Origin of the sequence: Methylobacterium sp. Leaf100 (assembly GCF_001422845.1) — a bacterium.
GTDB lineage: Bacteria > Pseudomonadota > Alphaproteobacteria > Rhizobiales > Beijerinckiaceae > Methylobacterium.
In genome coordinates, this window is sequence record NZ_LMMW01000003.1 from 80,341 (window position 1) to 95,705 (window position 15,365).

Consider the following 15,365-nt stretch of genomic DNA (forward strand, 5'->3'; position numbering starts at 1 on the left):
GAAAAGGCGTCCTGCTGATCGACGGTTTTGCCGTAACAGCAGGAACGCTGGCGGCGATGGATTCATCGGATGGGCCTGACCGACAGACGCCCGACCGCAGACTGATCGCAACGCCGCACGCGATCGTGGGCCCGCATGTTCAGCACCTCCAACGTTCGGGCTCGATCCCATAGGGGCGCTCGGGACTGAGCCGTGAATCGTACCAACGGCTAGCAAGCAGTCGCTCCTCGAGCCCAGCCAACAGGCCTGTCCGGTCGACTGGAAGAATGAGGCCGGGTGCCGGTTTCCACACCGTTCGTAGGTAAGGCGTGACCGCAACGATCCGGGCGTTGTGGACCGCGTCGAGTCCGAGACGAATCATGAGCTCGTCGGAGGTCAGAGCGTCGCCGCTCGTGCGGAGGACCCGTTGCAGGGCCGAGATCCGGATGACGACGTTGGTCGGTGCGGCAACGTCGACACAGCGCTGGGTATGGATCTGCCCGTGATAGGAGCCGTCGAACGTCCGGCCGAGATTTGGGTCGAGCACCGTCCCGTCCGGGCAAAAGAACGCCCCGGACCACGTGATGAGGGTTCCCGTGGCATCGGTGAGCAGACCCGAGGCGACGTCGAGGCGCTCGTCCCACAGGGCGAGGGCCGAGAGCTCCAGCAGATCGGCCTCAACGGGCGACGCCCCGGTATGCAGGTACAGCCATTCGGCGTCCGTGCTCGCAGCGGCCCGCAACACAGCCCCGCCGTCTCGCCAAGCCTCCTCGACACAGAGATTCATGACACTGTCGAGGGTGCGCCGTGGTCTCAGCGACCACATGCCGGTGTGCTGGCCGCTCTCGTTCGAACGCACGGCGACATCGCCCGACCGCCCGCGTGCCTCGACCAACCGATCGAGGACGAACTTCTGTGAGGCCACCGCTGCAGGCTTGTCCCCGGTCTCCGCCGAGGCCGTCGACCCGGGATTTATCCGCCAGGCGTAGAGCAGTTCCGGCACATGCACGGGCTCATGCCCGACGGCCCAGGCCCGGCCGATGGCATCCCAATCGTGGCACCAGGTCGCGCGATCATCGCTGTACGCGTCGATCTCGACGAGGAAGTCGCGCCGCCAAGCCATGAGATGGGTCTGATAGCAGCAGTTCGCAGACAGAAACGGATCGAAGGCGGGTTTGAAGAACGGGCTCGCCTTGGCGGAGGCGGGATTGGACTTGAACTCGTCCGAGTAGAACACCCGTGCCTCGGGGAAGCGCTCGATCCAGTGCGCCATCACCTGGAGCGCGTCGATGGTGAGGTAGTCGTCGGCGTCGAGGGGTACGAGGATCTCGCCCTCGGCCGCGGCGAGCCAGGTCCGGTTGGCGCCGGCGATGCCGGCGTTCGCCTCGTGCCGGATCACCCGGGCATGGCCCGCGGCCTCGACCTTGGCGAGCCAAATCAAGGTATCCTGCCGGGTCGATCCGTCGTCGACGATGACGATCTCGCGGTTGGTGTAGGTCTGCAATAGGCAGGATTGCAGCATTTCCTCCAGGAAGGCGGCCGGCTGGTCGTAGACTGGCACGCAGAGCGTGAACCGGATCGCGCCGGAGGTTGGGTAATGTCGGATGCGCCAGGCGATATGGCGATCAAGCCAATTCTCGAACGCGGCCGGGTCCGTCTCGACGGGGGCCCGCTCGGGCCGAAGCAGCACACGGTAGGTCGGATCGCGCTGGTCGAAGCCTGGGTTGAAGTACGGATCGCGCAAGCCCGGCCAGCGGGCGTAGAGCGCTTCCTTCTCGCAGCGATAGGTGCCGGTCTTCGAGGCACTCTCGTAATGATAGACCCGCACGCCCGGATCGACGACGCAGGTGCGGCCGGATTCGCGCAGGCGCAGGCAGAAATCGACGTCGTTGTAATTGAGCGGGAAGCGCTCGTCGAAGCCGCCGAGCGCCTGATAATCGGCGCGGCGCACGATGGCCATGGCCCCGGTGACGCCGAACACCTCGCGCCGACACTGCAGGAGATTGCCCGTGGCGCCGGCATGGCTCGGGGCGACGAACAGCCCCGCGTGTGAGGGCCCCTGTTCGAGGAGGATAACCCCGTTGTGCTGAACGGTGCCGTTCTCGAACAGGCAAAGGGGGCCGATCATGCCGACATCCGGATGCGCGAGCAGGAAGGCGACGAGTTCCTCGCCGCCGCGCGCCGTCATGGCCTCGACGTCGTCGTTCAGCAGGCAAACGAATTCACCCGCGGCGGCGGCGACGCCGATGTTGAGTTTCCGCGCGATGTTGAGGGAGCGGTCCTCGTAGTGCACCAAGCGAATACCCGGTGTCTCGGCGAGTTGCGCGTTCTGCTCAGCGGAAAGATCGCCGTTGTGGACGATCACGTATTCCCGGTTCGGATAGAACTCCGTGTTCTCGAAGCTCCGGACGCAGTTCAGGATCAGATTGATGCGCCGGTCCCGCACCATCCTGGACCCCGCCCCCGTGGGAATCACGTAGGACAGAAGTGGTGCCGCGGCCGGCAGGGTGTAGTGCGTGCGCCAGAATCCATCGCCGAAGCCGGGCGAGACGGACGCCCCCGGATCGCGCTGCCGGGCGAATTCGAGGAGCGACGCCTCCTGGCGCCCGACGCTGTAGGATTTCGTCGTCATCGACGTCGCTGTCGAGGTCGGCGACGCGCGCCAGACGTAGCCGATCACCGGCACGTGGATCGCCTTCTCGACATGGCGGGAGGCGCGCAGGACGAAGTCGTAATCCTGAGTGCCGTCGAAGTCCGGCCGGAACGCGCCCACGGTCGCGAGAAAGTCCCGGCGGTAGACGGAAAGGTGAGAGAGATACATGGTGTTCTCAAGAAGAACCGGCGACCAGCCGGGCTTCAGAACCACGTCGTAGAGTTCGCCCGTGTCCGAGATCTTGCACTCGTCGGTGTAGACGAGGTCCGCATCGGGCTCGGCCTCGATCGCCTTCCAGATCGCCTCGAACACGGTACGCGGCAGCAGGTCGTCGTGATCGACCAGCGCGACGTGCGTCCCGTCGGCCTCGGCGATGGCGCGATTCGTGCCGCCGGCAATGCCGAGGTTGCGCTCGGCGAACACCACGGTGACGCGGGGATCCGCGGCTGCGATCCGGCGCAGGGTTCGCAGCGTATCGGGCCGCTCGGATCCGTTGTCGACGATGATCCAGCGCCAGCCGACGTAGCTCTGATTGAGCAGGGTCTGAAAGAGTTCCTGGAGATAGGAAGGCTCGGTGTTGAAGGCCGGCGTCACCACGCTGGGGCGAAACGCCGGGTCCGACAGGCCGGCGGTGGCCTCTGAACGGGTGGGCTCGCACAGGTCGCGCAGACTGAGTTGCTGACCGATCCCGCGGGGGTTCAGGGGCGCCTCACGTCCCTCCAGGGTTCCTGTGCGCAACCAATGCACGAGGGGATTGATCGCGCTGGCGCGGACATCGGGGTAGCGCTCCAGGTAGGTCTGGCCGTGGAAGAACAGCGACGGCTCGCGCTCCTGGAGGTGCCCGCTCGTGAGGTAATGGGCAATGGGATCCATGCCGTCGGCGGCGACGTCGGGATAGGTGCGCAGATAATAGCCGACATCGAACAGGCCGCTTCGGGCGACGAGTTCATAATCGGAGGCGATACCAGCACCGGGCGGTAGGGCGCCGCGCAATGGTGGCCGCCGCCCCTCGACGAGGCCCACGCGTACCCAATGCACCAGGGGTGCGGTATCCACAGCATCGGGATAACGGGCGTGGTAGCCACGTCCATCGAAGAATTCCGACGGCTCGCGTCCCTCACGAAAACCCGAAGTGACGTAATGTGCCACCGGATCGAACCCAGCCGCGGCGACGTCAGGATTTTCGCGTAAGTAGTAGGACCGGTCGAACAATCCGCTGCGCACCGCAACGTCATAGTCCGAGCCGATCCCGGCTCCGACGTCGGTCAGGGCGCGGATCGGTGCGTCGCGACCTTCACCCAACCCGATACGCAACCAGTGAATCAAGGGCGCGATATCGGCGAGGCCTACGTCAGGGTAGCGCGCGCGGTAACCACCTCCGTCGAAGTACCCCGATGGCTCACGATTCTCGCGAAAGCCCGAAGTTAAGTAATGTGCGACGGGATCGAGGCCAGCCTCAGCTACATCCCGATTCTCCCGCAAGTAGTACGCTCGATCGAACAAACCACTTTGGATCGCGATGTAGTAATCGGAGCCGCCTTCCGGCTCGGCTATCCCGCTGTGGAATGGAGCATCGCGGCCTTCGGCCAAACCGATGCGCAACCAATGAATCAGGGGCGCAGTGTCTGCGAGCCCAACGTCGGGGTAGCGGGCGCTGTAACCACACCCGTCGAAGAACCCAGACGGCTCTCGGTTCTCTCGAAAACCGGAAGCGAGGTAGTGAACCACCGGATCGAGACCGGCTTCGGCAACATCCTTGTTCTGCGAAAGATAGTATGCACGATCGAACAGCCCACTTCCGTTTGCCAGGGCATAATCGGAGTCGTGACCTGGGCTCGGTAGGACGTGGATCGGTGGATGACGCCCCTCCGTACGACCGATACGAAGCCAATGGACGAGCGGGGCCATGGCTCCCGTCGCCACATCGGGGTAGCGTGCACTATAGCCACGTCCGTCGAAGAACGCGGACGGCTCACGATTATCGCGATAACCTCCCGTCAGGTAGTGCGCCACCGGATCCAAACCGGCCTCGGCAACGTCGGCGTTCTGCGTGAGATAGTGTGCCTCATCGAACCAGCCGCTGCGGGCCACAAGATCATAGTCGGACCCAGGACCGTGCAGCCCTGACGGGCCAACGGCTACGGGTGCGGAACGGCCTTCGTCGTGACCAACTCGCAACCAATGCACCAGTGGATTCACGCCCGCCGCTGCGATCTCGGGATGCCGGGCGAGATACGCGGCGCCGTCGAAGAATGCCGAGGGCTGAAGCCCATCCGCATGGTCGCTACGCAGGTAGTGAGCGACGGGATCCAACCCGGCTGCGGCCACTTCCGGATAGGTTCTTAAGTAGAACGCGGCATCGAACAGGCCGCTACGGGCGACAAGATCGTAATCGGTCCCGGGGCTGACGCCTTCGCTACTTCGGATCGGTGCAAAACGGCCTTCGTGAAGTCCAACGCGCATCCAATGGACGAGCGGGGCGAGATTGCTTGAGCGGACGTCAGGATAACGTTCAGCGTAGGTCTGGCCGTCAAAAAATTCAGACGGCTCCCGTCCTTCAGAGAAGCCGTTAGTGATGTAATGGAGGATCGGATCCATGCCGCTGTCCGCGACATCGGGATTCGCCCTCCGATAGTAGCCGACGTCGAACATCCCACTTTGGGCAACGAGCGCGTAATCGGTACCCGGCCGCGCAAGGGTCGGAGCGGTGCGGACGGGCGCTACGCGTCCCTCCGCGCTACCGAGGCGCAACCAATGGACCAGAGGATTGATGCGCGCGTCGCGAACGTCTCCATTCTCGGTGCGATAGCGGGTTCCATCGAAGAATGCCGATGGTTCGCGTCCGTCGAGATATCCGAATTGGAGATAATGGACGATGGGATCTTCCCCGGAGGCAGCAACGTCCGGATTGGCCGCGAGATAGTAGCCAATATCGAAAAGACCGCTGCGGGCGACCAAGGCGTAATCCGACCGGACTTCACCAGAGATCGGTGACCGACCCATGCGTACGGGGGCCGGCCTCCCTTCAGCTGCACCCGAGCGCAACCAATGGACGAGAGGGTTGATACCCTCGCTCTTGATCGCGGGGTCCGCCTCCCGGTAACCCGTGCCATCGAAGAACGCTGAGGGTTCACGCCCCTCGACGAAGCCGATGGTGAGATAATGATGGATCGGATCCGCCCCATTCTCGGCGACATCCGGGTTCTCACGGAGATAGTAGCCCCGATCAAATAACCCGCTGCGTGCAAGCAGATCGTAGTCGGATTGAATCGAGAGGTTGCTGTCGTGCCGCGTGCGGGTGCCGAACAAGGCTTTGATTGATTTCATTACGTCAGAATGTCCAGCAGTCGCACGGTTGAACTTCCAGCCGCCGGGACCCGCCTGCCCCCGAACAACCAGCAATGACGATACCCCTACGGCATCGTGACGATTCCGCGGGATGGGATGGCACCCCCGCGCGGATCGATCCCACATCCTTCCCCAAGCAGGCGTGGCCGCAGCCTAATGCATAGGCATTTTTCATCGTCCGTTGGTTGTCAAGCAAAACGCGGCGCTCACTTCTCTGGGGGTACAGGGTGGGTCACGCCAGAATCAATGGCCTTATGACCATACAGTCACGTAGCCGACCTCGCATCCGTCACCTCGGTCACCGATTTTCGCCATCGCGCATATCGAGGATACGCGTGCGGCCGTCATCCACAGACGCATCGTGCGATCGCCTGTCCGCGACGGAGACCGTGTCGGCTTTGGGCAGAACGGGCGCAGAGGGCGGTGCGAGATCCAGCCCGAGGAAGTAACGGGCGAAACCGATCCGAGCGGCTTCCGCGTCGGGAAACGGGCCGAGCGCACCGAGCCCACCAATCTCTTCGATGATCACATAGAGCCCATCGGCACGCTGTTCGTGACGCCAGTTCTCATGAAACAGATCACCTGCCATTGCCCCAACCCTTTCGGCCCTCACGCGGCGCAGCCTCCCTGCAGGTTCGAAGCTCCCTGCTCCTCACCTCAAAAGGCAGAGAAAAGGACCGAGGCGGCTGCGCTTCCGCCCCTGCATACAGGGTGGTCACATCGGTATCAGTTCGCTCGGCACGGCGCCGGGCAGGACCATTCGTCCTGAGACCCATGCCGGTCCACCGAGATCGAGGTGGGCAGCGATGACGCCCCACAGCGTCAACGGTAAACTCAGTCCGGCATCGGCGGCGCTTCCGCGGGGTCGAACATCGGATCGCGCGGTTCCGGCGCTGCCTGCTCGCGGACACGACGACGCGGAGTCGGACCCGTCGTACAATTGCTGCAGATGGACGAGGTCGCGCGACGAACGCGATCGTCGAAGGCCTTCTCGCGGACCTTGCGCTCGGCCTCGGCGCGATCACGCCGCGCCTGCGCTTCCTCCGATGACGTGGACGGCGCGTCCGGCGTGGCGGTTTCGAGCCGAGGCGCGGACGGCCTCGGCTTATGAGGACTCGGATCGGGTTGCGCCGAAGCACCCAAGGGTAAGCCTGTCAGCAGGCCCGCGACCAGAAGGACAGCACGCATTTCCGTAAACCTCACGCTGCCGGGACCCGTAGCATATCGGACATTCGACGTCGCCGAGGGGCCGGCATAAACCGCCGCCGCATCGGCAAGACTTGCCGGGGCGCAGCGCCGCCCGGGACGAACGATACGACCTAAGCCCTTGATTTTCCGAGACAACACCGACGGCATACGGATTGCTGACCCAGGTATGACCGATCTCGCGGACCCCAAGGCCGACCATGGACATTTTCAGTGCGCTACAAACCGCGGTGTCGGGCCTCCAGGCCCAGTCGTATTCGCTGAACAACATCTCGGGCAACATCGCCAACTCGCAGACAACCGGGTTCAAGCGGGTCGATACGAACTTCGTCGACATGATCGCCGAGCAGCCGTTGAACAAGCAGGTCTCCGGCTCCGTCGGCGCCTTCTCACGGTTGACCAACACCATTCAGGGCGGCTTGGTTTCCACCGGGATCGACACCAACATGGCCCTGAGCGGGCAGGGGTTCTTCACGGTTCAGACGAAGACCGGCGACGCGGCGGGTCAAGCCAGCTTTTCCGCAGCCCAGTACTTCACCCGCCGGGGCGATTTCAAATCCGACAACCAGGGTTATCTCGTCAACGGGGCCGGCGGTTACCTGACCGGCCAGAGTCTCGACCCCCGGACCGGACAGACCACCGGGACCGGCCCCATCAAGATCTCGACGGCGTCGCTTGCCGCCAAACCGACGACGAGCATTGCCTACGGCGCCAATCTGCCGATGACGCCGTCGACCAAGAATGCCGTCGCGGGCAATGCCGACTCGGCACTGCTCAAGACCCTGACATCCGGGGCCTACACCCCCGTTCTCACCGATCCGGCGGCCCCCGCCCTGGGAACGCCGATCAAGGGAAGCGATGCCACGAAATTCCTCAACGACACCCTCTCCGGGGGTTCGCTCACCGCCTATACCGATTCCGGCGCTCCGATGACCGTTCAGATGCGTTGGGCCAAGGTCCAGAACGGAGGCGCGGCCACCGCCGCCGTGACGGCCGATCCGACGGCGACGCCACCCATCGCCGCTGCGCCGGCCAAGCCCGCAACCGATGACGTGTGGAACCTGTTCTACCTCGGCAACTCGAATGCCGGCGCCGCGGACGACGCCTGGCAGAACGTCGGCCAAGCGTTCACCTTCAAGAGCGGCCAGCTCACGTCGCCGACCGCCCCGATCATCCCCGACCTTACCGTCGACGGGGTCAAACTCAGCAATGTCGGCCTCAACATCGCCGCAGGCGCCCTGACCCAGTACGCCACCAGCGAAGGAAGCGTCCGCACCGACACGGTGCAGCAGGACGGCTACGCGTCGGGTACCCTGACCTCGCTCTCGGTCACCAGCGACGGCAAGATCACCGGCACCTATTCCAACGGCAACTCGGCGGCCCTCGCCCAGGTCGGGATCGTGCAGTTCAAGAACGCCGACGCCCTCAAGGGCGACACCAACGGGACCTACACCCAGACCCTCGATTCCGGCGCGCCGATCTCCGGCCTCAACGGATCGTCCGTCGTGGGTGGCGAGATCGAACAGTCGAACACCGACATCGCGGCCGAATTCTCGAAAATGATCGTCACGCAGCAGGCCTACTCAGCCAACACCCGCGTGATGTCGACGGCACAGACCATGATGAGCGACCTGATCAATATCATTCGCTAACATCGATGCTATGATGAAAACGAAACATCAACCATCCAAGTCATCTTTCTAGGAATGCCGCCCCTGCGAACGTTTTCTGCCTCACTTTCCAGAGCAGATTAGGAACGCAAGGGGTACCCGGCCGCAGGACGAACACCCTGCACGCCCGCTTCAGGACCTCGCGCGAGGGGAAGGCCCGAATCGATGTCGCTGAACGCGATCAACACCGCCACGGCCGGCCTGCAGGCGATGCAGGCCCAGATCGGCGTCGTTTCGCAGAACATCGCCAACGTCAACACGGTCGGCTACGTCAAGCGTGTCCAGTCCTCCGTTGCCCAGAACGACGGAACGGGCATCAACAGCGGCGATGTCTCGCGAATTCTCAACGCCACGTCGCAGAAACAACTGCGTTTGGAGAGCTCCGGCGCGGCCTATACGAGCATTGCCGCCAACGTAGGGACGCAGCTCGATGCGCTCTACGGCGTTCCCGGTTCGAGCACATCCCTCGATGGAGTCCTCAACGGATACACGCAGTCCCTCCAGGCACTCGCCAACGATCCCACGGTGAGCTCCGTACGCGCCACCGTAGCCAGCAACGCTGCGACCCTCGCGAGCCGGATCGGCACCATCGCCAACGGCATCCAGACCCTGCGCACGGGGATGGAATCGCAGATCGCCAGCGACGTGAAGAGTGCCGGTTCCCTGCTCAGGTCCATTGCACAGCTCAACGTGAAGATCGTCGCCGCCAACGGCATCGGTGCCAGTCCCGATCTCCTCGATCAACGCGACCAGGCCATCAACCAGCTCGCCCAGTACATGGACGTTCAGGCGACCCAGGTGGGCGATGGCTCGATCACGGTGATGACCCAGTCGGGCGTCACCCTGGTCGATCACGGCGTTTCCGCATCGCTCGGCTTCGACAGCCGCGCGGTGTTGAGCCCCGAGGCCCTCTATTCCACGGAGGCGGGCAAGAGCGGCGTCGGCACGATCACCGCAACGACACCCGGTGGCGCTCGGATCGATCTCCTCGCCACGGGCGCCTTGCGCTCAGGCTCCCTCGCGGCCGCCGTGACCGCCCGCGACGACACCCTGGTCCAGGCACAGCGCCAGATCGACGAACTGGCGGCCGGGCTGGCGCAATCGACCACGGACCGCACGGTGAGTGCGCCAGGCGGCACGGCCATCGACATTGCCGGGCTGAAGAGCGGCAACCGCATCACTCTCACCCTCGCGAACGGATCGCAGATCGCCCTCGTCGCCTCGAAGGATGGCAACGCGGCGTTCAGGCCGGGCGACGTCGATGCCGGTTCAGTCCGGAGCTTCACCCTCGGCGCGAATGATGCCGCCATGGCGTCCAGCATCGGCGCGGCGCTGGGGGCGGACTATTCCGTTGCGGTCGCCGGCGGACAGCTCACGATCACCCGTAGCGCCGCCTCTACGGCTTCAGCCATCGCGACGGTGGGTGCCACCGTGACGGTGCCCACCACCGCGACGGAGACGAAGAGTTCGGCCAACACCGCCGAGATCGCCCTGTTCGTCGATTCGGGCCGAACCAACGGCCTCTACACGGGCAACTTCGATGGCGGCTCGCAGCTGACGGGCTTTGCCCAGCGCATCGCCCTCAATCCGGCGATCAAGGCCGATACCAGCGCCCTGGTGCTGTCCTCGGCGACGACCCAGTCCGGCGACGCAACGCGTCCGCAACGGATTTTGGACGGGCTGATCACCCGCCCCTACACCTTCTCGGCCGCTTCCGGCATCGGCGGCGTGCGGGCGCCCTTCACGACCAACGTGGCCGACTTCACCTTGCGCATCATCGACGCGCAGGGAGCGAACGCGGCGTCGAGCCAGAGCCTGGACGAAGGGCAGCAGATCGCCCTCGCGACGGCACAGAGTCGGTTCTCCAGCGAATCCGGGGTCAAGATCGACGAGGAGATGGCCAACTTGATCCAGCTCCAGACCGCCTACGGCGCCAACGCGCGGGTGCTCACGGCCGCCCGCGACATGCTCGACACGCTCCTGCGGATCTGAGCCGTGGTCCCGCCCAACGTCGTCCGTCCTCCGTTCCCGGGATCGCGCCCATGACCATCACGCCCTTCGCGGCCGGCAGCTACACCACCACCTTGAACACGCAGCGCCTGCTCGCGACCAAGGACAAGCTCGACACGCTCACCACCCAGCTGACCACGGGCCGGGTGGCGGAGACCTATGGCGGCTTGGGTGCCTCCCGTACCACGAGCTTGAGCGCACATGCCCAGGTCGCGCGCCTCGATGGTTACGCCGCCAGCATTACCGGCGCCCTCAACCGCATCACGCTCGGCTCGACCAGCCTGCAGAATCTGTCCAAGGTCACGTCGACAACGGTGAGCGGCATCGCCGAGGGATTGACCAACACGAGTTCGTCCTCGGCCCGCGACACCACCCGCCAGACGGCTGTGGCCAACCTCGACCTGTTCGTCGATACCCTGAACCAGAACTACGCCGGAACCTACCTGTTCGGAGGGCGCGCCACAGATACGCCACCCGTCATCTCAGCCGACGAGATCCTCAACGGCGACGGCACCAAGGCCGGCCTCAACGCCATGATCGCCGAGCGCAAGGCCGCCGACGGGATCACCGGGACGGGAAACCTCAGCATTCCGGCCACCGGGACGGCGGCGGTCACGGTCTCCGAGGGAGCGAGCGCGATCGGACGCGCGAATTTCGGGTTCACCCTGCTGGGCATCGACAGCTCCAATAAGGCCGCGTTCAGCGAAAATCTGGACGCGGCCAGTGCGCCGAGGGTGGCTCTCGGTTTCGGCACGCAGCCGACGGACGGCGATGTCGTGCGGCTCAGCGTCAACCAGCCCGATGGCAGTCAAGCCTTCGTCGATTACACGGCGCGGACAGGCCCCGCCCTCGGAGCCAACGAATTCCTGATCGGCACCGATAGCGGCGCCAAGCTGAAGTTGGCACTCGGGCAGAGCCAGATGGCGGCTCCCGCAAGTCTCGCCGCGCAACCCGTCGACGGCGCGTCGGTCCCGGTGACCATCGTGCAGCCCGACGGCACTCGAACCGTCGTAACCTACACGGCACGCACGGTCGCAACGGGCGCGGCCAACGAGTTCGTGATCGGGCCGGACACGGCCGGAAGCTTCGCCAGCCTGACGATGGCCGTCGGGGAAAGGGGGATCGCCGCCGCCCAGAGCAAATCTCCCCCGGGCGTGACCCTGGCCCTCTCGGGCGGTACCCCTGCCAGCGCCTCCCTGACGGTCAGCGCCGTCACGCCGCCCAAGGACGGCGACACCATCACGCTGACCCTCGGCCTGCGCGACGGCACCCCGACGACGATCACGCTGACGGCCAGGACCGTCGCGGACAGCAAGGATCCTTCGGTTTTCGCCATCGGCGCCAGCCCGGAGGCGACGGCCCTGAACATCCAGAAGGCGCTTTCCGACACGGTGAAGACGAGCGCCGGCACGACGCTCGCGGCCTCGTCCGCCGTCCTGGCCTCCAAGGACTTCTTCGCGGGCTCGAAGTCGGACGCGTTCGCCCCGCGCCGGGTCGACACCGCCACCGGCGGCTTCTCCACCAATCCAGCCGGCAAGACGGTGATCTGGTACACGGGCGACGAGAGCCTCGCCGATCCGCGTGGCACGGCAACCGTCCAGGTCAGCAGCGGCCAATCCATCGGCATCGGCGCGCAGGCCAACGAGGCCGGCATCCGCAACGCGCTGGCGGGCATCGCCGCCCTGGCGAGCGAGAGCTTCGCCAGCACCAAGGAACCGAACGACACCACCCTTTCGGCCGCGGACCGGACCTTGGCGTTGAGCGAACGGAGCCGTTACACCGCCTTGACCGACCGTGTCCGCACCGTTCTCACATCCAAACAGGACGATCAGGGCATCGCCCAGATCGCCACCGAACTCAGCCTCGCCGCGGCCCAGATCACCAACGCCAAGGCACAGAACGGCGCCACCAAGGCGCAACTGCAGAACACCCTCGCGGGCACGGATTCGATCTCCACCGAAGAAGTCGCATCCAAACTTTTGGCCATGCAGAACCAGTTGCAGGCGAGCTATCAGGTGACCTCGATGCTCTCGAAACTGACGCTGGTGAACTACCTGTCGTGAGCGACTGGGTCGGGCCGGCCTTTCTGGCAGGCTTGGTTCGCTTCGGCATTCACGGCTCGGGTCGCAGGACTCGCCCCGCACATCGGGCCCTTGCGGTATCGCGGGCCGCCGGTCCGGTTCGCGCGATCCCGGCGTCGATCGTTCTGGACCCGGGCGGCGTTCACATCGGAGTTCGCAACAGGCCGCACCTTACCGGGGCTTCGGATCCAAGGGTGGAAACGGGCGCGGTCGCGCCGCGTATCGTCGTTGTGGCTGCGTCACTCGCCCCGACAAGACCGGTTTGCGCAAAGCGCGATCCTGCATCCATGCCTCCGGTCGGAAACACGACGCAGTCGTGACCCGTCGCACCCAACGCCGAGATGGGCGCGACAGGCATCCCTCCTGGATGGTCGCGGGGAGGTCGTAGAGCGCCTCGGACTGACGGAGGCTTTCCGGTCGACCGAACGACGCCTGCATCCGTATCGTCGGCGGCGCGGCGCAACATCGGACCTCCTGCAGGAGCCGTCCCTTGCCCGGTGGGCTCGAGTGATCGACTCTGCGCCGCACCTCGATGATGTCCAGGGAGAACGAGAGATGGAATCGATCGGCCGGGATCTCGCCGAAATGCAGCGGGTTCCCCTCGCGGCATCGCATATCGCAGCCCTTCGGGCCGTTGGGGTCGAGCGGCATTACCCGGCCGGGAGGTTCCTGGCACGTGCTGGCGAGCCCGCTGATCGATTCGTCTACGTCGAAACGGGCGAAGTCGAAGTGGTGAACCCATTCACGGACGAGCGCCATCTTCCGTCGACACTCGGGCCGACGCAGTTCATGGGCGAGATCGCGTTCCTGAATGGCGGCAACTGGTCGATGCCGATGCGGGCGGTGCGGGATACCAGCGTGATCGAGGTGCCGCGACTGGAGATGCTGCGGCTGATGTCCGAGATCCCCGAGATGTCGGACATCGTCATCACGGTGCTCGCCGCCCGCCGTCGGCGGCAACTCGACACGCAGGACGGCACCTTGGTCCTCCTCGGCGAGGACGACGACCGGGCGGTTCGGCGGATTGCGGAATTCATGAGCCGCAACCGCCTGCCCTACAGGTCCTACGCGCTGGCAAGCCCGGAGGCCGATGCCGTGGCACGAAGCTGTTCGATTGCCGTCGACAGGCCTGCCGTGATCTTCGGACGCGACATCGTCGTGACCGAACCCACATCCGACAAGGTCGCGCATCTGCTGGGCCTCAACCACGACCTCGTCGACGACGAGGCTTTCGACGTGCTCATCGTCGGCGGTGGCCCCGCCGGCGTTGCGGCCGGCGTCTATGCGGGCGCCGAGGGGCTGCACAGCCTGGTGATCGAGGATGTCGCGATCGGCGGCCAAGCCGGGACATCGAGCCGCATCGAGAACTACATGGGATTTCCGACCGGGATCTCCGGCGCCGATCTGGTCTGGCGCGGCGAGGTCCAGGCGATGAAGTTCGGGACGCGGTTCGCCATGCCGCGCCGGGTCACCAGACTGGATCAGCTCGAAAACGGAGCGTTCTGCGCCACGTTCGAGAACGATCAACGGGTTCGCGGCCGTGCCGTGGTCGTTGCAACCGGTGTACAATATCGTCGCCTGCCGATCGATCGGCTCGAAGCGTTCGAGGGAGCCGGCGTCTACTACGCGGCAACGGAAATCGAAGCGCGTTACTGCCGGAATGCCGAGGTCATCATCATCGGCGGCGGCAATTCAGCCGGTCAAGCTGCGATGTTTCTCAGTCGGTCGGCCAAGCATGTTCGCCTCCTGGTGCGCGGACCGTCGCTCGCAGCCTCGATGTCGCACTACCTTTCGAGCCGTCTGGAAGCGGACCCGGCGATCACGATCGACTACGGCACCGAAGTCAGCGCTCTCCATGGCGAGCACCGTCTCGAAGCGGTCACCACCCGCAGCGTTGTCGATGGAACCCTTCGGACGAGCCCGGTCTGCGCCGTCTTCGTGATGGTGGGGGCCGCACCCAACACCGGATGGCTCTCGGGCCTCATCGAACTGGATGGCCACGGCTTCGTGCTGACCGGAGACGCGATCGGGGCAGGATCACCTTACGCGACGTCACATCCCGGAATCTTCGCGGTGGGCGACGTCCGCGCAGGCTCGGTCAAGCGTGTGGCCTCGTCCGTGGGCGAAGGCTCGGTCGTGATCTCCAAGGTCTGGGAGTATGTCCGGCACTGACGGCGCAGAGCTTCTCAATGGGAATGAGACATCGACGGCTCAGCGACGCCCCGGAACGTGGCGCTGCGACGAACCCACCGGCCAGGAAAGCTGGCTCGCCTATCCGCATTCGGTCGCGCGATGGGGTCTCGGGAGGTCGCATGCCTCAGCACGGGCCGATCGCATCGTTCGCTCGACCGGGTGCCTGGATGGAGGGACCGAGCACCGGCAGAGCGACCTCATTCCGAAGGCGCCCGATGTCGTTCA

General features: G+C 65.1%; 7 protein-coding genes. 4 read left to right on the forward strand and 3 right to left on the reverse strand.

The features are described 5' to 3' along the window. Positions 1-139: 139 nt before the first annotated feature. The 3 genes from ASF25_RS21770 to ASF25_RS22535 form a co-directional block, all read right to left on the reverse strand. Positions 140-6,106, reverse strand: coding sequence for a glycosyltransferase (locus ASF25_RS21770; protein WP_082502481.1), 5,967 nt, complete (start codon positions 6,104-6,106; stop codon positions 140-142). Positions 6,107-6,278: 172 nt separating this feature from the next. Next, positions 6,279-6,569 (reverse strand): hypothetical protein, encoded by a 291-nt coding sequence (locus tag ASF25_RS04005; RefSeq protein WP_056174657.1) that lies wholly within the window; start codon positions 6,567-6,569, stop codon positions 6,279-6,281. 245 nt (positions 6,570-6,814) lie between these two features. Next, positions 6,815-7,168, reverse strand: a complete 354-nt coding sequence (locus tag ASF25_RS22535) for a hypothetical protein (RefSeq protein WP_156368857.1) — start codon at positions 7,166-7,168, stop codon at positions 6,815-6,817. A 218-nt stretch (positions 7,169-7,386) separates the two neighbouring features. Between ASF25_RS22535 and ASF25_RS04010 the strand changes: the two genes are divergently transcribed. The 4 genes from ASF25_RS04010 to ASF25_RS04025 all read left to right on the forward strand — a co-directional run bounded on the left by ASF25_RS04010 (position 7,387) and on the right by ASF25_RS04025 (position 15,119). After that, a complete protein-coding gene (locus ASF25_RS04010) occupies positions 7,387-8,838 on the forward strand; it encodes a flagellar hook-basal body complex protein (protein WP_056303404.1) in 1,452 nt (483 codons plus the stop codon). A gap of 183 nt (positions 8,839-9,021) precedes the next feature. Next, positions 9,022-10,848 carry a flagellar hook-associated protein FlgK gene (flgK, locus tag ASF25_RS04015; protein WP_056303406.1) on the forward strand — a complete coding sequence of 609 codons (1,827 nt, stop codon included), beginning with the start codon at positions 9,022-9,024 and terminating at the stop codon, positions 10,846-10,848. A 50-nt stretch (positions 10,849-10,898) separates the two neighbouring features. Further along, positions 10,899-12,929: a hypothetical protein gene (locus tag ASF25_RS04020; protein ID WP_056303409.1), complete on the forward strand. Its 2,031-nt coding sequence runs from the start codon at positions 10,899-10,901 to the stop codon at positions 12,927-12,929. A gap of 573 nt (positions 12,930-13,502) precedes the next feature. After that, positions 13,503-15,119, forward strand: coding sequence for a cyclic nucleotide-binding domain-containing thioredoxin-disulfide reductase (locus ASF25_RS04025; protein ID WP_056303411.1), 1,617 nt, complete (start codon positions 13,503-13,505; stop codon positions 15,117-15,119). Positions 15,120-15,365: the final 246 nt, after the last annotated feature.